Here is a 22,785-nt window from a genome sequence, read left to right on the forward strand (position 1 = left end):
GGCCTGGGACGGCGCTGACGTCACGAGACGCGGGCCGGTGGCTGCGCGGTGTCCGCGCGGACCGCTCCCGTGATCGCCCCGAGGATCTTCTCGTAGCCCGTCGTCCGCGCGTCGAACGACCCGTTGCTGCGACCGTGCCGCAGCACCTCGATGCGGTCCGCGACCGCCCGCACGTCGGTCATGTTGTGGCTGATGAGCACCACCCCGAGCCCGAGGTCGCGCAGGCCCTCGATGTGAACGAGGACCTCCGCCGTCTGCGCCACCGACAGCGCCGCCGTCGGCTCGTCGAGGACCACGATGCGCGGATCGCCGATGAGCGTGCGCGCGATCGCGACCGTCTGCCGCTGGCCCTTCGACAGGTTCGACAGCGGCACCCGGACCGAGGGGATCCTGCTCGTCAGGTCCCGCAGGATCCGGCGAGCCTCCTCCTCCATGCGCTCGTCGTCGCGCACTCCGCGGGCGTCGCGCAGCTCGCGGCCCAGGAACAGGTTGGAGGTCACGTCGAGGTTGTCGCACAGCGCCAGGTCCTGGAAGACCGTCGCGACGCCCAGAGCGCGCGCGGCCGCCGGCGTCGGGATGCTCACCGGTGCGCCGTCGATCTCGATGAAGCCCGTGTCCGGGCTCAGGACGCCGGCGACCATCTTCGCGAGCGTCGACTTGCCCGCGCCGTTGTCCCCCACCAGCGCGACGACCTCGTGCCGGTGCACGTCGAGGTCGACGCCCACGAGCGCCTCGACCGCCCCGAACCGTTTGCTGATACCTCGCATCGACAGCAACGGCACCCGTGTCGCGTCAGTCATGCCTCGATCCACCTGCTCCCGTCGCGCACGTCCACGTGCAGTGAAGCCCCCCGCCCTCCCCCGGTCAACCCTCGCCTTCCTGCTCCTCGTGCTCGTCGGCGCCGCCGTCCAACCCTGCGTCGTCGTCCGCCCGCACCGCCACGTCCGCCGACGCCAGCGCGAGCACCAAGGCGCCCATCACCTCGGCACGCTGCCCCAGGGCCGCCGGGACGACCTCGAGCGGTGCGATCCGGTTGACGAGCACCCGCCGCCGCACCGCCTCGCGCAACGGTCCCAGCAGCACCTCGCCGGTCTCCGAGAGCTCGCCCCCGACGACCACGCACTGCGGGTTGACGGCCGTGCCGAGTCCCGCCACGACGGCGCCGATCATCGCGCCCGCGTCGGCCACCACGCGCGCGAACCCCGGGTCCCCGTCACGCGTCCGCGCGATGACGTCGCGCAGGGCCAGCGAGCCGTGCGTCGCACGCAGCGACTCGACGAGCGCGCTCGACCCCACGACGGTGTCGAGGCACCCGCGCGACCCGCACCGGCAGATGTGCCCCGCCGGGTCGACCTGGACGTGCCCGATCTCCCCAGCCGTGCCGGCGAACCCCCGGTGCACCTGACCGCTGATGACGATGCCCGCGCCCGTGCCGTACGACGCCCGCACGTACACGGCGTCGCGGTACCCGCGCGCCGCTCCCAGCGTCGACTCCGCGAGCGCCCCGAGGTTCGCGTCGTTGTCGACGTGCACGGGCCGCCCGAGCCGTTTGGCCAGCACCTGCCCCAGGTGCTCCCCCTCCCAGCCCCGCATGACACCGGGCACGGACACCATGCCGGTGTCCGCGTCGACCGGCGCCGGCACGCCGACCCCGATGCCGACGACCTCGTCGAGACCCGAGCCGACGCGCTCGAGCAGGTCCGTGACGAGGAGCGCCGCGCGGTCCAGCGTGGTGTCCGACGGGTGCTCGTACGGCAGCGGCAGCACCTGCTCGGCGACCACCTCGTGCGCGAAGTCGCCCAGGGCGACGCGCAGGTGCCGGTGCCCGATCTGCACGCCCACCGCCAGACCCACCCGACGGGCCAACGTGACGAGCTGCGCACGCCGACCGCTGCGGGTGGTGACGGCGGTGTCGACCAGTCCGACCGCGAGCAGCTCGCGGACGATGGTCGACACCGTCGCCTGGGACAGCCCCGTGGCGGCGGCGAGCTCCACCTGGGTCAGGCCGCCGTACCGCTGGATCGTCCCCACCACCAGCGCCTTGTTGGCCTCCCGCAGGGACGACTGCGAGCCCGCTGCTGCCGCTCGCCTGCTCACGGGGGCAACCTACCGGCGCTCGTGCGCCGCACTGCGGTACCTCGGCCCTACTGCGTGCCCGCGCGCCGCTTGTTCACCAGGTCGAACGCGACGGCCAGCAGCAGCACCATGCCCTTGATCGCCATCTGCCACGACGGCTCGACGGACAGGATCGACAGGCCCATGTTGAGCACGCCCATGATGAGCGCACCGACGATGGCCCCGGAGATCCGTCCGATGCCACCCGTGACGGCCGCACCGCCGATGAAGCACGCGGCGATGGCGTCGAGCTCGTAGTTCTGGCCGGCGGCCGCGATCGCGGCCCCGGAGCGGGCCGTCGTGACGACGGCCGCCACACCGGCGAGGAACCCGATGTTGACGAAGATCCAGAAGTCGACCCTGCGGGTGTTGACGCCTGACAGCGCCGCCGCGGAGCGGTTGCCGCCGATCGCGTAGATGTGCCGGCCGAAGACGGTGCGTCCCATGAGGAACGAGTACAGGACGACGAGGGCGCCGACGATGACCAGGACGATCGGCGTCCCACCGGCGGACAGGGACAGGATGACCGTCAGTGCCCCGATGCCGACGGCGACCATGGCGATCTTGGTGAGGAAGAGCGCCGGGGCCTCGACGTGCAGGTCGTGCTTGCGCAGCGCGGCGCGCGCCCGCAGCTGGGTCACGACGATGGCCGCCACCGCGAGCACGCCGATGACGAGCGTGACGACGTCCATGTTGTTGGCGAAGCCCAGGAAGTTCGGCAGCGAGCCCTTGGAGATCCTGATGAACGCCGTCGGCAGGCCGGCGAGCGTCTCACCGACGACCGCGAGCGCCAGGCCGCGGAAGATGAGCATGCCGGCGAGCGTCACGATGAACGCCGGGATCCCCACGTAGGCGATCCAGAACCCCTGCCAGGCACCGACCAGGGCGCCGAGCGCCAGGCCGACCAGCACGGCGACGATCCAGGGTGCGTCGAGGTCGCGCATGGTCACCGCGACCACGCCGCCGACGAAGGCGACCACGGACCCGACCGAGAGGTCGATGTGCCCGGCCACGATGACCATGACCATGCCGATCGCGAGGATCATGACGTACGCGTTCTGCTGGAACAGCGCCGCGACGTTGTTGGCGAGCAGCAGCTTGCCGTCGGTGAGCACCTGGAACAGCAGGACGATGACGACGAGCGCACCGAAGATGCCGTACTGGCGCGCGTTGCCGCCGAGCCCCTGGAGCCGCTGACCGAGCGACACGCGCGTCGCTCCGGGCGGTGTCGGGGAGGGGACGTTGACGTCGGTGGTGGTGCTCATCGGGCGATCCCGTCCTTGTCCATCGTCATGAAGTGCATGAGGTGCTCCTGGGTCGCGTCGGCCCGGGCCACCTCGCCGGTGACGCGGCCCTGGCTGAGCGCGTAGATGCGGTCGCAGACGCCGAGCAGCTCGGGCAGCTCGGAGGAGATGACCAGCACCCCCTTGCCCGCGTCCGCGAGCCTGTTGATGATCATGTAGATCTCGTACTTCGCCCCCACGTCGATGCCGCGGGTGGGCTCGTCGAGGATGAGCACGTCGGGGTCGGCGTGCAGCCACTTGGCCAGCACGACCTTCTGCTGGTTGCCGCCGGACAGCTTGCCGACGAGGGTGTCGACCGTGCGGGTGCGGATGTTGAGCTCACGCCGGTACCGCTCGGCGACCTCGACCTCCTCCTCACGGTCGACCACGCCGCCGCGCGACAGCGAGCCGAGGTTCGCTGCGGACACGTTGTGCTGCACGGTGTCGATGAGGTTGAGGCCGAACCGCTTGCGGTCCTCGGTCGCGTACGCGATCCCGTGCGAGATGGCCTGGCTCACGGAGCCTGCCGTGATCTCCTTCCCGTCCTTGTAGAGGCGCCCGGAGATCCGCGTGCCGTAGGACCGTCCGAAGACGCTCATGGCCAGCTCGGTGCGACCGGCCCCCATGAGCCCGGCCAGGCCGACGATCTCGCCGCGGTGCACCGTGACGCTGGCGCGGTCGACGACCTTGCGCGACTGGTCGACGGGGTGGTGGACCGTCCAGTCCTCGATGCGCAGCACCTCCTCGCCGATCGACGACTCGTGCGCGGGGAACCGGTTGTCGAGCGGTCGGCCGACCATCCCCCGGATGATCCGCTCCTCGCTGACCGGCTCGTCGCCGTGCATGTCGAGCGACTCGATCGTCTGCCCGTCGCGGATGATCGTCGTGGTGTCGGCGATCGCCTCGATCTCGTTGAGCTTGTGGCTGATGATGATCGAGGTGATGCCGTGCTCGCGCAGCCCCCGGATCAGCCCGAGCAGGTGGGCGCTGTCCTCGTCGTTGAGGGCGGCGGTCGGCTCGTCGAGGATGAGCAGGCGCACGTCCTTGGACAGCGCCTTGGCGATCTCGACCAGCTGCTGCTTGCCGACACCGATGTCGCTGACGCGGGTGTCGGGGCGCTCGGCGAGGCCGACGCGGTCGAGCAGCCTGGCGGCCTCGGAGTTCGTGCGGTTCCAGTCGATGACGCCACGCTCGGAACGCTCGTTGCCGAGGAAGATGTTCTCGGCGATCGACAGGAACGGCGAGAGCGCGAGCTCCTGGTGGATGATGACGATCCCCTGGCGCTCGGAGTCGCGGATGCCGCGGAACTCCTGCACCTGGCCGTCGAGGACGATGTCGCCGTCGTACGTGCCGTGGGGGTAGATGCCGGACAGGACCTTCATGAGCGTCGACTTGCCGGCGCCGTTCTCGCCGCAGATGGCGTGGATCTCACCGCGCCGTACCGCGAGGGTGACGTCGCTGAGCGCCTTGACGCCGGGGAAGGTCTTGGTGATGCCGCGCATCTCGAGGATGTGCTCGGTGTCCATGTGTCCTCGCTGAGTGGTCCGGGCCGGGCCGGAGGTGGGCCTGGGTGCCGGCCGCGCGACCCGGGGGCCGCGCGGCCGGCGGGATCTCAGAGGCCGAGGTCCGCAGCCTTGTAGAACCCGGACTCGACGAGGACGTCGACGCTGTCCGGCGTGACGACCTGCGGCGGCAGCAGGTAGGTCGGGACGACCTTCTCGCCGTTGTCGTAGGTCTTCTCGTCGTTGACCTCGACGGTGTCTCCGGCCACGATCTGCTTGATCATCACGGCGACCTGGTCACCGAGGGTGCGGGTGTCCTTCCAGACCGTCATCGACTGCTTGCCCTCGATGAGGTTGAGGACGTTGGCCTTGTCGGCATCCTGCCCCGTGACGATCGGGTACTCCGCGCCGGGCGCGTAGCCGTTGCCCGCGAGCGCCTGGGCGATGCCGAGCGCGAGCGAGTCGTTGGGCGAGAGCACGACGTCGACCTTGGTGCCGCTCGCGTAGAACGAGTTGAGGCGGATCTCCATCTCGGCCTGCGCGGTGTCGGTCTTCCACCCCTCGACGCCGATGGACTTCCAGTCGTCGTTCGTCGCCGGGGCCTTGCCGGACGGCACGACGAGCTGGCCGCTGTCGACGTACTCCGACAGGATGTCCCACGCCCCGGCGAAGAAGAACTTCGCGTTGTTGTCGTCCGGCGAGCCGGCGAACGGCTCCAGGTTGAACGGGCCGGCGCCACCCTCGAGGTCGAGGGCGTCGACGATGTACTCGCCCTGCATCGTGCCGACGCTGTAGTTGTCGAACGTCGCGTAGTAGTCGACGTTCGGCGTGCCCAGCAGGAGGCGGTCGTACGCGATGACGGTGATGTCCGCGTCGGCCGCCTGCTGCAGGGTCGGCGCGAGGGCCGTGTCGTCGATCGGGGCGATGACGAGGACGTCGGCGCCCTGGTTGATCATGTTCTCCAGCTGGGTGATCTGCTGGTCGACCTTGTTGTCCGCGTACTGCAGGCTCGTCTCGTAGCCTGCCTCCTCGAGCAGACCTTCCAGGTGGCTGCCGTCGCGGTTCCAGCGCTCCAGGCTCTTGGTGGGCATCGCGATCCCGACGAACGTCCCCTCGTCGTCGCCGCCGCCGGCGTCCGTACCGGAGTCGCGCTCGGTGCTGCAGGCCGCGAGCGACCCGACGAGCATGCCTGCGGCGACCATCGCGATCGCGCTCTTCTTCCACGCCAGTGACATCGTTGTCCGCTCCCTTGCGTTCGCCGCTCGACCGGTCGGGACGTCCGTCGTCCCGCCGGCCCGGCTCCGGCGGCAGTGCCGGTGAGCCGGGTGCGGCTTCGGTTGCATTCAAGACCTGAACGCAACGGCCGACAAGGGCCGTGACCGATCTGTGTCCTCGGCGAGACATTGGGCACGTTTGCGTCACTCGACGGAGTGACACCCCCGCGACATCCGGGGAGAAACGCGACGAGGACCCGATGCCTTCGCGCCCCGAAGGCACCGGTCACCGTCCGCCGACCCCTCCGCCATGACCATGGCCGTGCCCGCGAGGCACCGCCTCGACGAGCACGGCGACCGTCCGAGCAGGCACCACCACCGTGCCCGTCGCCCTGTCGTACGTCGTGCCACGCACGACCGCGTCGGTCCCGGAAGCCTGGACCGGCGACAGCGCGTAGGCCCGCCCTGCCAGGGCGTCGACCCGCTGGGTCGTCGGCTCGGCCGAGGCGTTCACGACGACGAGCAGCCCGTCGAGCCGACGGTCGACGTCGGTGCGCCAGCGCCGTGCCGACGCGTCCCAGCCGCGCCGGTCGTCCACGTGCATCACCACGACCCCCGGGTCCGCGTCCGGCCCCGCGCCCGGGAAGGTCAGCTTCTCCTCGATCAGGCGCGCGTCGCCGAGCCGGAACAGGCGCGTCGAGGACCGCAGCTCGAGCAGCTCGGCGGCCGCCGCCGACGCGGTGGCGATGTCGTCGGACGTGGGCACGAGAGCGGGGTCGGCCAGCAGGGGCCGCTGGTACGACCACTTCGCCTCGTTGTCCGCCGCCGGTGGCAGGCCGCGGGCGAACCCGTTGGTCTGCCCGGAGAAGTCGAGGACGTTGAACCAGTCCCCCGAGTCGTAGGAGTTGCGGTCGAGGGACTTGCTCCGCAGCAGGTCGGCGCCCGCGTGCCAGAACGACGGGGTCTGCGCGAGCGTCGCCGTCGCGAGGGACACCGTGTTCATGCGCACCCGGTCCGCCATGGACGTGTCCTGCGGCAGCTTGAGGTACAGGTTGTCGAACAGCGTCTCGTTGTCGTGGGCGTCGACGTAGGTGACGACCTCCTCCGGGGAGTCGGCGTAGCCGGCGGGCTGCCCGTTGTAGTCGACCTGGTCACCACGCCGGACGGTGCCGTCGCTCGTCGCCAGCTCGTAGTCGCGCAGGTTGCCCGCCATGCCCAGCCGGACCAGGTCGGCCTGGTGCTGCACGCGCGCGAGCTGCTCGTCGGGCGTCCCGTTGACCGCCGCACCGTTCGGGTCCGTGAACGCACCCGAGCCGAAGCCCTGCAGGCGCGGGTCCTCGTCGAACGGGCCTCCGCCGCGCACGGCGTCACGCAGCCGGTCGGAGAAGGTCCCGATGCCGGTGCCGCCGAGCTGCCCCTGCGTGGCCTGCTCGAACAGCCGGTTGTCGGCCACCTCGCCGAAGTTCCATCCCTCGCCGTACAGGTACACCTTGCGCCCGTCGACGCCGTCGCGCCGCGGCGTGAGCCGGTCGAGCGCGTCGCGCACCGCCTCCATCGTCCGGCGGGAGTGGTGCCCCATGAGGTCGAACCGGAACCCGTCGACCTTGTGGTCCCGCGCCCACGTGACGACCGAGTCGACCATCATCTTCTCGGCCAGCGCGTGCTCGGTCGCGACGTTCTGGCAGCACGTCGACGTCTCGACCTGGCCCGTGGCGTTCAGCCGGTGGTAGTACCCCGGGACCACGCGGTCGAGCACGCTCTTCGCGTCCTGACCGCTCGCCGCGGTGTGGTTGAACACCTGGTCGAGCACCACCTGCAGGCCGTCGGCGTGCAGCGCGCCGACCATCGAGCGGAACTCGGCGATGCGGGCGCCACCGTGCGCGTCGACGGCGTAGGAGCCCTCGGGCGCGGTCCAGTGCCACGGGTCGTAGCCCCAGTTGAAGCCGTCGGAGCCCGCGACGGCGGTGACGCACGCCTGCTGCTCGGTCGAGTCCGGCGGCAGCGACGCGAGGTCGCAGGCCGGGGTGGCCTGGGCGGCGCGGTCCTCCTCGATCGAGGCGATGTCGAACGTCGGCAGCAGGTGCACGGTCGTCAGGCCGGCGTCCGCGAGGTCGCGCAGGTGCTCGCGCCCGTCGCTGGAGCGCACCGCGAACGCGCCGTACGTGCCGCGCAGGCGCTCGGGCACGGTCTCGTCGGAGATCGAGAAGTCGCGCACGTGCAGCTCGTAGATGGTCTGGTCGACGGGCCGGACGACCGGCTGCGCCGTGCGCTCCCACTGCCGCGGGCGGTAGCGCCGGTCGTCGAGGTCCACCAGCACGCCGTGCGTGCTGTTGAGCGTCAGGGCGACGGCGTACGGGTCGGTCACACGGTTGACCTCGATCTGCCCGGTCGTCGGCGCGTAGACGGTCACCTCCCACAGGTAGGCGCCACCGGACCACGACGAGGGCCCGGACGCGGTCCACGACCCGTCCCGCTGGCGCGACGCGTCGGTCCGCACGGGGTCGGCGTCGAGGTCGACCGCGCCCCGGCGGTCGGCCGGCCACACGAGCAGGTCGACGTCCTGCGCCGTGGGTGCCCACAGCGCGAGCGACGGGCGACCCTTCGACCACGTCGTGCCGAACGTCCGCTCGACGGCCTTGCCGCTGTACAGGTCGTCCAGAACCCCGGGCACCTGCACCCCCGTCACGGCCTGGGCGACGTCGTCGGCGTCCGCCTGCCGCACCAGCAGCTGGCCGGTGAGCAGCCGCTCGACCGTGCGCCGGTCGGCGTCGACCCGCAGGGCGAGGTACCCCTCGAGGGCGGGGAACCGTGCGAGCTGGTCGGCGGTGAGCCCGCCGGGCACGAGCGTCAGCCCGACGTCGTCGCCGCCCGTGACCTGGCCGTCGACGACCTCGAGCGTGGCCTCGGCGGATCCGTGCAGCGAGAACCGCAGCGTCGCGGGGTCGGTGCCGATCGCCACGAGCGACGTGGGCCAGGCGATCGTCCGCCGGTCCAGCCACTGCGCGGCCAGCTCACCCGTGCCGGACAGCGGGGGGTCCGTGACCTGGACGGTCAGCACGTGCGTCGTCAGGTCGTACGTGAACGTCACGGGCGAGCCCCCGGGCACCGTGAACGGGATGTCGGCACCGCCGGGCACACCGTCGGCACCGTAGTCCTCGTCCCACGTCAGCCCGTGGGCGACCTTCACGCCGTACGTCCCGGCCGCCAGGTCGGGCAGCGTGAACGTCGCGGTGCCGTCGCCGTCACCGTCGACCAGCGCCGCCCCCAGGCACGCAGGGTCCCAGTCCGCCGGGCAGCCCGCCTCGCTCTGGAACGAGCCCGGCAGGGTGATCAACGCGCCCTGCGCGGACGACGTGGCCTGGTGCGTCGTCGCGTCGTACACGAACGTCACCGGCTGCGGCGCGTCACCCGTGACGGTGTACGCGAGGTTCGCCCCGCCCGGCGCGCCGCCGGCGCCGTAGTTCTCGTCCCACGTGCCGCCGATCGCGACCTTGTACTCGTAGGAGCCCGGCGGGATCGTGAACGTCCCGGAGTACACCAGACCGTTCGTCGAGGTCAGGCGGGCGGCCTCGCAGCCGGGCTGCCAGTCCGCCGGGCACCCCATGGCCGCGTTGTGGCTGCCCGGGACCGTGACGAGCACGTCCCCCGGGCCGGGCGGCGGTTCGACACCGTCGACCGCGACGCCCACGCTCGCGTACGTCGACGCGGCGCTGCGGTTCCCCGTGACGTCCTCGCGCACGGCGCGGTACTCGACCAGCGCGCCGGGGGCGAGCCCGGCCACGTCGTGGAAGACGCGCGGGTCGGCCGTCTCGGCCGTGCCCAGCGGCGTCCAGGCGTCGTCCCCCACCACGCGGTACGCGAACGACGTGGTGGCGTAGGCGTCGTCGGTGCGGGCCGCCACGGGGGCGAGGCCGGTGAGCGCGGCGCCCGCACCCGGGACGGTCAGCGTGATCGTGTCGTCGCCCGCGGCGACCGTCGCGCCGGCCCGCAGCACCACGGAGCCGTGCGCGGGCACCGTGAGCTCGACCGTGCCGTCCGCAGCAGCCTCGACGGGCGCGGCGTCGACGACGTCCGTGCCCGAGGTCGCCAGCAGCGGGGTGAACGCCGCGCCGGGCGTGAGGGTGTCGACCGTGACGACCGCCGGGGCGTCGGCGTTGTTGAGGGCGACGAGGTGCTCGACGTCGTCGTCACCGATGCGCGAGAACGCGTACACCGACCCCGCGGCGAGCCGCTCGACCTGGGCACCCGACGTCAGCGCCGGGGTGGTCGCGCGCAGGTCCGCGAGGGCCGCGACGTGCGTGTACAGGGGCGCCGCGGTGTCGTAGCGGTCGACCGCTCCCGCCGCCGTGCCGTCGAGCAGCGCCTGGTCGGCGTACTGCGCCACCTGCGTGGCGAACAGCGACTGGCGCGCGTCCTTGTCCTTGCCGGCGAGCGGTCCCTCCCCCACGAACCCCTGCTCGTCGCCGTAGTAGACGACCGGCTGACCGCGGCTGGTGTACATCAGCGCGTGCGCGAGCCCGGACCGCGCCTGCGGGTCCGCCGCGTCCTTGACGGCGTACCCGATGCGACCCATGTCGTGGTTGCCGAGGAACGTGGGCAGCGCCTGGGCGTTGCTCGTCGTCGTCGTGTACAGGTCGTCGCTCGCGAACAGCGCCTGCAGGCCGGCGGCCGACAGGCCCGTGGCGTAGTTCGCGGCCGCGGCCTGGAACGAGAAGTCGAGGACCGCGTTCATGTCGGTCTCGCGCACGTACGGCGCGGTGAGCGCGGCGTCGGCGTCGTACACCTCGCCGAACATGAAGAAGTCCGGGTCGCCGGCTGCTGCGGCGTGCTCCGAGATCGCGGTCGTGAACTCGTCCCAGAACTCGCGGTTCACGTGCTTGACCGTGTCGATCCGGAAGCCGTCGACGCCCAGGTCGACCCACGCCTCGTACACGTCGACGAAGCCGTCGACGACGGCGGGGTGCTCGGTCATGAGGTCGTCGAGGCCGTCGAAGTCGCCGTACGTGACGGACTCGCCCGTCCACGTCGAGTTCCCGCGGTTGTGGTAGAGCGTCGGGTCGTTGAGCCAGGCCGGCACCTTGCGGTCGGCGTCCGCGGGGTCGACGACCGGCGTGTACGGGAACGACGTGGCGGCGTCGAGCTCCGGGAAGTCGTCGCCGCCCGCGACGTCCGCCGGGTCGAACGGGGCTCCCGCGGCGTCGCGGTAGGGCTCGGCCGACTGCTCGACGTACGCGTAGCTCCCCTCGGCGTAGTCGATGACGTCGGCCGTGTGGTTGGTGATGATGTCGAAGTAGACCTTGATGCCGCGCCCGTGCGCGTCGTCGATCAGCGCCTCGAGCTCGGCATTCGTGCCCAGGTGCGGGTCGATGCGGGTGAAGTCCGTGATCCAGTAGCCGTGGTACCCGGCGGACGCGTCCGGCCCGGTGCCCTGCACCGGTCGGTTGAGGAACGACGGGGTCAGCCAGATCGCCGTGGTGCCCAGACCCTCGATGTAGTCGAGGCGCTCGCGCAGGCCGGCGAGGTCGCCGCCGTGGTAGAACCCCTTGTCCGTCGGGTCGAGCCCGGTCGCGAGGCGGTCGCCCGTCAGGCCGCCGGTGTCGTTCGACGGGTCACCGTTGGCGAACCGGTCAGTGAGGACGAAGTACAGCTGCTCCCCCGCGCCGGGGTCGCGCGCGGGGTCGGCGACCAGCGCGGCGTCCGTGTCGGTGTAGCCGCCCGCCACGTCGACGACGACGGACGTGCGGTGCGTCGAGTCGTCGTAGGTGAACGTCAGGTCGGCGGGCCCGGCGAGGACGAGCGGGGTGTTGGTGCCCCCGCCGTCCGCGCCGTACGCCGCGTCCCACGTGCCGTCGAGCGCGACCTTCCACTCGTGGGCGCCGCCCGGCACCCGGAACGTCGCCGAGAACCGACCGGGGACGTCGGTCGCCGCGAGCGCGGTCGCGCCGCAGGCGGGGTCCCAGTCTCCCGGGCACCCGAGCTCGTCCTGCAGGCTGCCGACCAGGGTGACCGAACCTGCGTCCGCGGCCGCCGGCGCCCCGAGGGCGACGGCCGCGCCGGAGACGGCGACGGACGCGGCGGCGAGCGCGGCGACGGCCCGCCTCCCCCGCCCGGTGGTGTGCGGCGTGCGGGGACGGGCTGGACGTGGCAAGGGCGCGCCGACCATCGGGACTCCTTCGTCGCGGCACCTCGTCGTGCCGTTGCTCGGGCTGTCGAACGACCGTAACAAGTTGCAACAACTTGCAGCAAGGGTTTCGGTCATTCCTGGCGCAACGGACGGCGGCACCGCTGCCCCATCCCTCGGCCCCGTTGCCGACCACCGACGGGCGGGGCATGGTGGATCCGACGGGCCCCGACCGGCCCGTGGACGGGGACGACGACGTCCCGCACAGGGGAGGCAGCACCATGCGCACGGGCCTGCGGACCTGGATCAGCACGGGCGGCACCGTCGCCCTGACGCTCGGGCTGGCGGCGAGCGCGGCCGTCGACGTCCCAGGCGGCGGCCAGTCCACGGAGCGGGGACGCGGCGGCCCGCCGACCGCGCGCAACGTCGTCCTCGTCGTCGGGGACGGGCTCGGCGTCGCCGCCCGCGACGCCATCCGGCTCGCCACCGTCGGCCAGGACGGACGGCTCGCGATGGACGCGCTGCGACACGCGGGGTGGACGCGCACCGACTCGGCGGACCCCGTCGAGGCCGTGACCGACTCGGCAGCGAGCGCGACGGCGTTCGCCACCGGCGTCCGCACCTACAACGGCGCGGTCTCGGTCGACGTCGAGGGGACCCCCGTGACGACGCTGCTGGAGCACGCCCAGCGCGCGCGCAAGGCCACCGGCCTGGTCACCACGGCCCAGGTCACCGACGCCACTCCCGCGGCGTTCGGCGCGCACGTGGCAGACCGGGCGGACCAGAGCGAGATCGCCCGCCAGTACGTCGAGGTGACGCGGCCCGACGTGATCCTGGGCGGTGGCGAGGACTGGTGGTACCCGGAGGGCGACGAGGGCGCGCACCCCGACGACCCCGACGACCCCCGCCCCGAGGTGTCGCGCAGCACCGCCGGTGACCTCGTCGCGCGCGCCGAGGCCGTCGGCTACGACCACGTGACGACGGCCGAGGAGCTGGCCGCGACGCGGTCCGGCCGGATCCTCGGGCTCTTCGCCAACGAGGAGATGTTCGAGCAGGCACCCGAGGGTCAGGGTGACGAGTACGAACCGACCGTCCCGCTGGCCACGATGACCGCGAAGGCGCTGGACGTGCTCTCACGCGACCGGCAGGGGTTCTTCCTGCTCGTCGAGGAGGAGGGCGTCGACGAGATGGCGCACGCCAACAACGCCGCGCTCGCCATCCGGGCAGGTCAGGCCCTGGACGAGACGGTCGACCTCGTGCGGGACTTCGCCGACCGGCACCCCGGAACCCTCGTCGTCGTCGTGGGCGACCACGAGACCGGCGGTCTCGCTGTGGAGAACGTCGATGTCGAGGACGAGTCCGGTGACACCGGCAGCACGGAGCCGTCCGTGACGCAGAGCGTCGAGGACGGCCCCTTCACCGTCGCGGGCAGCGACCTGCAGTTCACCGTCGACTGGACGACCGGCAGCCACACGGGTGGCGCCACGCCCCTGACCGCACAGGGACCCGGTGCCGACCGTCTCGCGCGCACGCAGCACAGCACGGACGTCTTCGACGTGCTCCGCGACGCACTGGGCGGACGTCGCTGACCCCCCGCGGCCCGCCCGAGCCGCGGCGTGCGCAGCCGTCAGACGAGCCCGAGCGCGCGCACTGCCTCGCGCTCCTCGACGAGCTCGGCCACCGACGCGTCGATGCGCTCGCGCGAGAACGCGTCGACGTCGAGGCCCGGCACGATCGTGTAGGCGCCGCCGCTCGCCGTGACCGGGAACGACGAGATCAGCCCCTCCGGCACGCCGTACGACCCGTCGGACACCACGCCCGCCGACGTCCAGCCGCCCTCGGGCGTGCCGTGCACCCACGTGTGCATGTGGTCGATCGCGGCGTTCGCGGCGGACGCTGCCGACGACGCGCCGCGCGCCTCGATGATCGCGGCACCGCGCTTGGCGACCGTCGGGATGAAGGTGTCGCGCACCCACGCGTCGTCGCCGACGACCTCGAGCGCGGGACGCCCGCCGATGGTCGCGTGCGTGAGGTCCGGGTACTGGGTCGCGGAGTGGTTGCCCCAGATCGCGACGCGCGCGATGTCGTCGATCGCGGCGCCCGTGCGCTGCCGCAGCTGCGCGAGGGCCCGGTTGTGGTCGAGCCGCGTCATCGCGGTGAACCGGTCGGCCGGCACGTCGGGCGCGTGGGCCGACGCGATGTACGCGTTGGTGTTGGCCGGGTTACCGACCACCAGGACCCGCACGTCGTCCGCGGCGCCGGCGTTGATCGCCGCGCCCTGCGGGCCGAAGATGCCGCCGTTGGCGCTCAGCAGGTCACCGCGCTCCATGCCCTTGGTCCGCGGGCGGGCACCCACCAGCAGCGCCACGTTCACGCCGTCGAAGGCCGCCTTGGCGTCGTCCGTGATGTCGATGCCGTCGAGCAGCGGGAACGCGCAGTCGTCGAGCTCCATCGCCACACCCTCGGCAGCCTTCACCGCCGGCGGGATCTCCAGCATCCGCAGGCGCACCGGGGTGTCAGGACCCAGCAGCTGACCGGACGCGATGCGGAAGGCGAGGGCGTAGCCGATCTGACCGGCGGCGCCGGTGACGGTGACGACAGCGGGCATGGAGACGGACACGGACGGGCTCCTTCGATCGGCCGGCGGACGGCGCGACGCCTGGGCGTCCGCGCCTGCCTCGAACCTACCGGAGCCGCACCGCGACGGGCACCGGTCAACCCGGACGGACGCCGCTGCGCGCCCCCGGCCACCACTGCCGCCGCGCACGGCTCCGACGCGCGGCGGACTCCGCACGTCCGACCGGGCCGACAGCGGCCAGCAGCTCCGCCGGCACGACCTCCACGCCGGGCGGCACGACCAGGCCACGCTGCTCACCGACCCGCGCCAGCGCGATCGCGGTCCAGTCGAGGAGCCCGGACGACCGCCGACGCGTCACGGCCGTCCGGTGCAGACGGGCGACGGCGTGCGCCCGCGCGCTCAACGCGGCACCGAACGCGGCCTGGTCCCGACGGATCACGGCGTCGCACAGCTCGTCCAGGTGCGCCAACCAGCTCGCGACGACCGGAGCCGTCGTCGGCGCCGCGACGATCGAGCGCAACCGGTCCGCGGCCGCGTCTGCGGCGACGTCGTCCTGGCGCACCAGCCCCGTCAGGGCTGCTGCCCGCCACTCCACGTCCTGGGACGGTGGCGGGACGTCGAGAGCAGCGGTCCGCCTGGCGGCGTCGCCGTCACCGGCGAGCAGCGCGGTGGCGACCAGCAGCTCGACGTCACGCAGCCTCACGGGTCGACCGTGCGGCGCGTCGAGCCAGGCGACCACCAGTCCGGCGGCCGACCCGACCAGCGCCGCCAGCTCCTCCAGAGGCCGCTCGGTCAGCCACCCCCACGCCAGCGCGTCCCACAGGTCGTCGAGCGTCAGTCCGACGTCGCGGATCTCCACGGTCCGACCCCGGGCGAGGTCGTCGACGGCCCGGTCCACCTCGCCCGCGGCCCGGGTGTACCAGGCCCCGGCGTCCGCGACGTCCGGGCGGTGGGAGTAGGGACGGGTCATGGGCTCAGCTCCTCGGGAGAACGGTTCCGCGGCCGACGCTGGTCGTCGTCACGGGGCGTCAGGCGTAGACGGCGAACAGGTCGAGCCCGCCGGCAGCAGCGCGCTGGACCATGGCGATCAGCTGCACCAGGTCCTCCTCGTCCTCCGGACCCAGGTGACCGCAGTCGTCGGGCAGCCCGCGGGCCACCGCTGCCCGCAGGTCTGCGTTGCTCACCCACCCGACCGACGGGTCGTCCTCCAGGGTGGTGCCCGCCAGCTCACGGCCCAGCAGGTGCTCGACGAGGCCGCCGCCGAACGTCTCGTCGGCCGGACCGGCCAGGAACGCACGGAACTCCTCCCCGCCGGACGAGGAGTGCACCAACGCCCCGTACCAGTGCGTCAGGCGGTGCAGGACCGCGACCACGTACGCGGTCGAGTCCTCGTCCAGCAGGCCGCCGGCGGTCGCAGTCCCCTGCGCGACGCCCTGCGCGATCTCGGACCAGCGGTCGACCACCTCGTCGTCGAGGTCGAACCCGATGGTGGACGCGACGTCCGCAACGGTCAGCGTCGGCGCCGCCAGCTCCGCGACGACCGCCTCGACCGACCCCACGCGCAGCTCCAACGTGTACCCCACCTGGCACCACCTCCCGGTCCGACCGCACACCGACGGCACTGCCGGCACGACGTCCCACCGCGGTCGGTGCGAGCGCCCTCGGCCGACGGCGTCGAGATGGGCATCTGGCGGGCGAGCGTAGCCAAGGGACGCCTCGGTGCACAGGCCCCCGACGCGCGACGGCGCCCTCCCGTGCGGGAGGGCGCCGTCCGTGCGAGAGACGCTCAGCCCAGGCGCGCAGCGAGGTTCTCGTCGAGCGCGGCGAGGAACTCCTCGGTCGTCAGCCACGCCTGCGCGGGCCCGACGAGCAGCGCGAGGTCCTTCGTCATCTTGCCGCTCTCGACGGTCTTGATGACGACGTCCTCGAGGGTCTCGGCGAACTGCGTGACCTCGGGCGTGCCGTCCAGCTTGCCGCGGTGCTTCAGGCCACCGGTCCACGCGAAGATCGACGCGATCGGGTTGGTCGACGTCGGCTTGCCGGCCTGGTGCTGGCGGTAGTGCCGCGTGACCGTGCCGTGCGCCGCCTCGGCCTCGACGGTCTTGCCGTCGGGCGTCATGAGGACGGACGTCATGAGGCCGAGGGAGCCGAAGCCCTGGGCGACGGTGTCGGACTGGACGTCGCCGTCGTAGTTCTTGCACGCCCAGACGTAGCCGCCCTCCCACTTCATCGCGGCGGCGACCATGTCGTCGATGAGGCGGTGCTCGTACGTCAGGCCGGCGGCGTCGAAGTCCGCCTTGAACTCGGCGTCGAACACCTCGGCGAAGATGTCCTTGAACGCGCCGTCGTACGCCTTGAGGATCGTGTTCTTCGTCGACAGGTACACGGGGTAGCCGCGCCGCAGGCCGTACGCGAACGAGGCACGCGCGAAGTCGCGGATCGACTCGTTGAAGTTGTACATGCCCATCGCGACGCCACCGGTCTCCGGGTACGTCACGACCTGCTGCTGGATCGGCTCCGAGCCGTCGGCGGGCGTGAACGTCAGCGTCAGGGTGCCGGCGCCCGCCACCTTGAAGTTGGTCGCCTTGTACTGGTCGCCGTGGGCGTGACGGCCGATGATGATCGGCTTGTTCCAGCCCGGGACCAGCCGCGGGATGTTGGAGATGATGATCGGCTCGCGGAAGACGACGCCGCCGAGGATGTTGCGGATCGTCCCGTTGGGCGAGACCCACATCTTCTTCAGGCCGAACTCCTCGACGCGCGCCTCGTCGGGCGTGATCGTCGCGCACTTGACGCCGACGCCGTGCTCCTTGATGGCGTGGGCCGCGTCGATCGTCACCTGGTCGTCGGTCGCGTCGCGGTTCTCGATCGACAGGTCGTAGTAGCGCAGGTCGATGTCGAGGTACGGGTGGATCAGGCGGTCCTTGATGAACTGCCAGATGATGCGCGTCATCTCGTCGCCGTCGAGCTCGACGACCGGGCCGACGACCTTGATCTTCGCCATGCGGGGGCCTGCCTCCTGTGCCGTGGGTGTGGCGGCCAGGTTACTCGACGTCGAGAGACCTGCGTGGCTCCATCCGGGACGCCCGCCGCGTGCCCGTGCTCCACCTGCGCACGCACAGGCCGGGCTGGCATGCTGTGCTTGCGTAGTTCGCCCCGTTGCCGTCCCACACGCCCACACCGAGGTGCGGCCCGACGACGCGGCACCGACCGGTGGCTCACCCACCTGACACGACAGGACCGACATGTCCCAGCAGAAGCCAGAGACCCCCGACGGCACCCCGGTGCCCGAGGACGCCACCCCGGACACCTCCTCGCGGGTCGAGCCCGTCGAGGAGGTCGTCGTCGAGGAGGTCGTCGTCGAGGCGGACGACACGCCCGCGGTCGCGCAGCCTGCCCCGGCCCGGCCCGCTCCCGTCGAGGTCGACGATGACGACGACGACGATGACGACGACTCCTACGTCGTGCCCGCTGGCACCGTCGTCGCCGCTGCGCCCGGCCTCGCCGCACGTCTGGGCGCCGAGGCGTTCGGCACGTTCTTCCTCGTGCTCGTCGGCGTCGGCATCGCCCTGTACGCGGCGTTCAGCAACGTGGGCGGGGGGCTCGGCGTCGCCCTCGGGTTCGGTGTCGCGGTGCTGGCCGGCATCGTCGCGGTGGGCCACGTCTCCGGGGGGCACTTCAACCCCGCCGTGACGCTCGGCGCGTGCCTCGCCGGGCGCACGCCGTTCCGTGACCTGCTCCCCTACTGGGTCGCCCAGATCGTCGGTGGCGTCCTCGCCGCCGCCATCCTCTTCCTCACCGTGCCCACCTCGCTCCCGGCTCTCATCAGCCAGGGCGAGTCCACCGGCGTCCGCGCCTTCTTCAGCGGCACGGCCAACGGCTTCGGCCCGCACTCCCCCCTCGCGACGCTGTCGAACGGGCAGGCGGAGTTCAGCCTGGTCGCGGCGCTCCTGGTCGAGGTCATCGGCACGGCCGTGTTCGTCGGCGTCATCCTCGGTGCGACCGACCGCCGCGCGAACAAGCAGCACGTGCCGTTCGCGGTCGGTCTGACGCTCACGGTCGTGCTCCTGCTGGCCACGCCCGTGACGAACGGCTCGATCAACCCGGCGCGCTCGCTGGCCGCGGCGATCTTCTCGGAGTCGTGGGCGCTGGAGCAGGTGTGGCTCTTCTGGGCCGCTCCCCTGCTCGGTGCGGCGATCGCGGCACTCATCTACCGCGCCTTCGCTGCCGAGCCCGTGGAGGACTCGCTGTTCGGCGAGGACGAGCTGTACGTGGCCGAGGACGACGTGGTCGTCGTCGACCGCTGACACCGCACGTCACGAGGCCCCGGGAGCGTCGCCCCCGGGGCCTCGTGCCTGCGTGAGCCGGTATCAGCCCGGGGGCAGCACGGACGCCAGGACCGCGAGCGCGACGGCACCGGCCAGGAGCATCGCGACGTCGAACGGCCTGGACCGCACGGCCAGGGCGACCGGGCCCGGCTCACGCCCGAGGGCACGCGCGATCGCCGCGCCGAGCAGCACCAGCGCGAGCACGTACGTGCCGGTGACAGCGTCCACGAGGTAGGCGACCGCGACGGACGCCACGATCCCCGATGTCGTCCACCACAGGGAACGACTGCTCCCCGCGGCGAGGGACGCACGCGCGATGCTGCGCGCGTCCAGCTGGCTACCCTGCGCGGGGGCGTCGGGAACGGGCTCGGACACCGGCGCGTCGACGGGCTCGGGTGCCGCGCGCTCCGCAGGGGCGACCGGTGCGTGCTGACGCGGCGACCGGACAGGACCGGGTAGACCGGCCGACGGCGTGCGCGCAGGCGTCGACATCGGTTCCGTTTCCTCCGTCCGGCTCCGGGGCGCCACGTGGGCGGACCACACGCTCGACAGCCCCGCGGACGTCGCCCCGGGACCTTGCACGGTCGGCCCAGCGTACCGCCGCGAGGCCCGGGCTACCGTGATCCCGTGACCGACCCGTCCCGCGCGCCCGCCCCTCCGGCCGACGTCCTCGTGGTCGGCGGGGGTCTTGCCGCCCTGCGGACGGTCGCCGCCCTGCGGGACCACAGCTACGACGGCCCGGTGGGCCTCCTGGGGGCCGAGGGACTGGCGCCGTACGACCGACCGCCGCTGTCGAAGCACCTCCTCGACCGCACCTCACCCACGTGGCTCGCCGACGACCTCGGCCACGACCTGGACGCACTCGCCGACGAGGTCCACCTCGCCCGGCCCGCTCGCGGTCTGCGCCTGCGTCCCGGCGGCGGCGCAACGGTCCTCACCGACGACGGTGAGGTCACGTCGTCGTGCGTGGTGCTCGCCACGGGCGCCCACGCGGTCTCCGTGCCCGGCTGGCGGGGCGCGACGCTGCACACGGCGGCCGACGCCGACGCGCTGCGGGCCGCGCTCGGGGGCGGCACCCGCCGGCTCGTCGTCGTCGGGGCCGGGTGGATCGGGGCCGAGGTGGCGGGTGTCACCGCCGCTGCCGGGCACGACGTCGTGGTGGTCGAGGCCCGGGCAGCGCCGCTCGCGACGGCGCTCGGTGAGCGGGTCGGCGCGCTCACGGCCCCCTGGTACGCGGCGGCCGGCGTCGAGCTGCGGACGTCCACCCCGGTCGCCGCCGTGGACAGCACGGGCGTGGACCTCGCGGACGGGACCCACCTGTCCGCCGACGCCGTCCTCGTCGCGGTGGGCGCACGCCCCGCGACCGGCTGGCTGGCGGGCGTGGTCCCGCTGCGGGCCGGTGCGGTCCCCGTCGACGAGTCGTACCGCGTGCTCGGCACGAGCGGCCCCCTTCCCGGGCTGCTGGCCGTGGGTGACGTCGCGGTGCGTCGCTCGGCCCGCCACGGCTGGGTGCCCGGCGGGCACTGGGACGAGGCGCTCCACGGACCGGACGTCCTGGTCCGGCGGCTCCTGGGTGTGGCGGTCGACGAGCCGGAGGCCGTCCCCTACGTCTTCTCGACGCAGCTCGGTCACGACCTGACCGTCTTCGGGCTCCCTGCCCGGCAGGACGGGGTGACCGTGCTGGGCGACCCCGGGGTGACCGGGTGGACGGCCTTGTGGACCCGCGGCGACACCGTCACGGGTGCGCTCGTGGTGGACCGGCCGCGCGACGTCGGTGCTGCGCGTCGCCTGTTCGCGCGCGGCGACCTGCCGCGCGTGACCCTGCCCGGCAGTGAGCTGCCCGGCAGTGAGCTGCCCGCGGACCTGCGGACGCTCCTGCGCGCGTCCCCGGCGACCTGACGTGGCGGCTCGACCGCCCTCGTGCGTGACGAGGGCGGTCGAGCCGCGCGACCCCGCGGGGTCGCGCCCGATCAGTGTGCGAAGTGGCGCGTGCCCGTGAGGTAGAGCGTCACGCCCGCGGCGGCCGCCGCGGCGACGACCTCCTCGTCGCGCACGGACCCACCCGGCTGCACCACGGCGCGCACGCCCGCGTCGAGCAGGACCTGCAGCCCGTCGGCGAACGGGAAGAACGCGTCGGACGCCGCGACGGCGCCCCGTGCCCGCTCGACGTCACCGGCGTTCGCGCGCTCGACGGCCAGCCGGCACGAGTCGACCCGGTTGACCTGCCCCATCCCGACCCCGACCGACGCACCACCGTCCGCCAGCAGGATCGCGTTGGACTTCACGGCCCGCACGGCCCGCCACGCGAACGCCAGGTCCGCCAGGGTGGCGTCGTCGGCGGCGTCGCCGGCGGCGAGCGTCCACGCCGCCGGGTCGTCCCCCGGCGCGTCGATCCGGTCGACCGACTGCACGAGCAAGCCACCGGACACCGGGCGCGTCTCGACGAGCGCCGTCGGCGGGGCGTCGACCACGAGCAGGCGGATGTTCTTCTTCTGCGACAGCAGCTCGAGCGCGTCGTCGTCGAACGCGGGCGCGACGACGACCTCCGTGAACACGGGCGCGATCTGCTGCGCAGCAGCGAGCGACAGCCGTTGGTTCGTGGCGATCACGCCGCCGAACGCCGACACGGGGTCGCACGCGTGGGCGCGGGCGTGAGCCTGCGCGACGTCCGCACCGACGGCGATCCCGCACGGGTTGGCGTGCTTGACGATCGCGACCGTGGCGGTGTCACCGTGGTCGTGCGCGGCACGCCACGCGGCGTCGGCGTCGACGTAGTTGTTGTAGCTCATGGCCTTGCCGTGCAGCTGGCGCGCCTGGGCCAGGCCGGCCGGACCGTGGCCGGTCGTGTACAGCGCCGCGCGCTGGTGCGGGTTCTCGCCGTACCGCAGGACGTCCGAGCGCTCCCAGGTCGCGCCGATCCACGCCGGGAACCCGGTCGCCACGCCGTCGACCTCGTCGGTCGTCGTCGCGACGTTGCCCATCCACGACGCGACGGCGACGTCGTACGAGGCCGTGTGGACGAACGCGTCGGCCGCGAGCCGCGTGCGCTCGGCGAGGGTGAAGCCACCGGCGGCCACCGCTGCCACGACGTCGCCGTAGCGCGCGGGGTCGACGACGACCGCGACGCTCGGGTGGTTCTTGGCGGCCGCCCGCACCATCGAGGGTCCACCGATGTCGATCTGCTCGACGCACTCGTCGACGCCCGCACCCGACTCCACGGTCTGGGTGAACGGGTACAGGTTGACCACGACGAGCTCGAACGCCGCCACACCGAGCTCGTCGAGCTGGGCGAGGTGCTCGGGGCGGCGCGTGTCCGCGAGGATCCCGGCGTGCACCCGGGGGTGCAGGGTCTTGACGCGGCCGTCGAGGCACTCGGGGAAGCCGGTGACGTCCTCGACACGCGTCACGGGGACGCCCGCCGCCGCGACGGTCGCCGCGGTGGAGCCGGTCGAGACCAGCTCGACGCCGGCGCCGTGCAGCGCGGTGGCGAGCTCGACCAGGCCGGTCTTGTCGTACACCGACAGCAGAGCGCGGCGCACGGGGCGGCGGGTGGTGTCGGCGGTCGCGTCGGCGACGGCGGCGAGGGGGGTCGGGTCGTGCGTCATGGCACACCTTCCTGGGTCGGTCGGCGGTCCGGAGGGACC

At 72.9% G+C, this 22,785-nt stretch carries 15 protein-coding genes; 3 read left to right on the forward strand and 12 right to left on the reverse strand.

What is annotated here, in order from left to right:
• Positions 1 to 20: 20 nt before the first annotated feature.
• The 6 genes from NP048_RS12705 to pulA all read right to left on the reverse strand — a co-directional run bounded on the left by NP048_RS12705 (position 21) and on the right by pulA (position 12,277).
• Positions 21 to 800 carry an ATP-binding cassette domain-containing protein gene (locus NP048_RS12705; RefSeq protein WP_227575951.1) on the reverse strand — a complete coding sequence of 260 codons (780 nt, stop codon included), beginning with the start codon at positions 798 to 800 and terminating at the stop codon, positions 21 to 23.
• Positions 801 to 864: 64 nt separating this feature from the next.
• Entirely contained in the window at positions 865 to 2,097 is a 1,233-nt protein-coding gene (locus NP048_RS12710; protein WP_227575952.1) for an ROK family transcriptional regulator, read from the reverse strand.
• A 47-nt stretch (positions 2,098 to 2,144) separates the two neighbouring features.
• Complete coding sequence (gene mmsB / locus NP048_RS12715; protein WP_227575953.1) at positions 2,145 to 3,380, reverse strand: multiple monosaccharide ABC transporter permease; 1,236 nt, start codon at positions 3,378 to 3,380, stop codon at positions 2,145 to 2,147.
• Positions 3,377 to 4,924, reverse strand: coding sequence for a multiple monosaccharide ABC transporter ATP-binding protein (mmsA, locus tag NP048_RS12720; protein ID WP_227575954.1), 1,548 nt, complete (start codon positions 4,922 to 4,924; stop codon positions 3,377 to 3,379). Before mmsA ends, mmsB begins: the two co-directional genes overlap by 4 nt.
• 86 nt (positions 4,925 to 5,010) lie before the next feature.
• Positions 5,011 to 6,135, reverse strand: coding sequence for a substrate-binding domain-containing protein (locus NP048_RS12725; RefSeq protein ID WP_227575955.1), 1,125 nt, complete (start codon positions 6,133 to 6,135; stop codon positions 5,011 to 5,013).
• Between the two features lie 265 nt (positions 6,136 to 6,400).
• Entirely contained in the window at positions 6,401 to 12,277 is a 5,877-nt protein-coding gene (gene pulA, locus NP048_RS12730; RefSeq protein WP_227575956.1) for a pullulanase-type alpha-1,6-glucosidase, read from the reverse strand.
• A gap of 167 nt (positions 12,278 to 12,444) precedes the next feature.
• On the opposite strand from pulA, the gene NP048_RS12735 reads away from it, so the two are divergent.
• Positions 12,445 to 13,824, forward strand: a complete 1,380-nt coding sequence (locus tag NP048_RS12735; protein ID WP_227575957.1) for an alkaline phosphatase — start codon at positions 12,445 to 12,447, stop codon at positions 13,822 to 13,824.
• Between the two features lie 38 nt (positions 13,825 to 13,862).
• Here the strand turns inward: NP048_RS12735 and NP048_RS12740 are convergent, their stop codons facing one another.
• The 4 genes from NP048_RS12740 to NP048_RS12755 all read right to left on the reverse strand — a co-directional run bounded on the left by NP048_RS12740 (position 13,863) and on the right by NP048_RS12755 (position 17,817).
• Entirely contained in the window at positions 13,863 to 14,843 is a 981-nt protein-coding gene (locus NP048_RS12740) for a malate dehydrogenase (protein ID WP_227576017.1), read from the reverse strand.
• Positions 14,844 to 14,949: 106 nt separating this feature from the next.
• The gene (locus tag NP048_RS12745; protein ID WP_227575958.1) at positions 14,950 to 15,783 is read right to left on the reverse strand and encodes a hypothetical protein; all 834 of its coding nucleotides are present in this window, start codon (positions 15,781 to 15,783) and stop codon (positions 14,950 to 14,952) included.
• Between the two features lie 58 nt (positions 15,784 to 15,841).
• Entirely contained in the window at positions 15,842 to 16,396 is a 555-nt protein-coding gene (locus NP048_RS12750) for a hypothetical protein (RefSeq protein WP_227575959.1), read from the reverse strand.
• A 203-nt stretch (positions 16,397 to 16,599) separates the two neighbouring features.
• Positions 16,600 to 17,817, reverse strand: a complete 1,218-nt coding sequence (locus NP048_RS12755; RefSeq protein ID WP_227575960.1) for an NADP-dependent isocitrate dehydrogenase — start codon at positions 17,815 to 17,817, stop codon at positions 16,600 to 16,602.
• A gap of 241 nt (positions 17,818 to 18,058) precedes the next feature.
• On the opposite strand from NP048_RS12755, the gene NP048_RS12760 reads away from it, so the two are divergent.
• Positions 18,059 to 19,120 (forward strand): MIP family channel protein, encoded by a 1,062-nt coding sequence (locus NP048_RS12760; RefSeq protein WP_227575961.1) that lies wholly within the window; start codon positions 18,059 to 18,061, stop codon positions 19,118 to 19,120.
• Positions 19,121 to 19,183: 63 nt separating this feature from the next.
• Here NP048_RS12760 and NP048_RS12765 read toward each other — a convergent pair whose 3' ends face one another.
• Positions 19,184 to 19,633, reverse strand: coding sequence for a DUF3017 domain-containing protein (locus NP048_RS12765; RefSeq protein ID WP_227575962.1), 450 nt, complete (start codon positions 19,631 to 19,633; stop codon positions 19,184 to 19,186).
• A 135-nt stretch (positions 19,634 to 19,768) separates the two neighbouring features.
• On the opposite strand from NP048_RS12765, the gene NP048_RS12770 reads away from it, so the two are divergent.
• Entirely contained in the window at positions 19,769 to 21,040 is a 1,272-nt protein-coding gene (locus NP048_RS12770; protein ID WP_227575963.1) for an NAD(P)/FAD-dependent oxidoreductase, read from the forward strand.
• Between the two features lie 71 nt (positions 21,041 to 21,111).
• Here NP048_RS12770 and purH read toward each other — a convergent pair whose 3' ends face one another.
• On the reverse strand, positions 21,112 to 22,746 hold the full coding sequence (gene purH, locus NP048_RS12775) for a bifunctional phosphoribosylaminoimidazolecarboxamide formyltransferase/IMP cyclohydrolase (RefSeq protein WP_227576020.1): 1,635 nt from the start codon (positions 22,744 to 22,746) through the stop codon (positions 21,112 to 21,114).
• Positions 22,747 to 22,785: the final 39 nt, after the last annotated feature.

Source organism: Cellulomonas xiejunii, from assembly GCF_024508315.1.
Classification (GTDB): domain Bacteria; phylum Actinomycetota; class Actinomycetes; order Actinomycetales; family Cellulomonadaceae; genus Cellulomonas; species Cellulomonas xiejunii.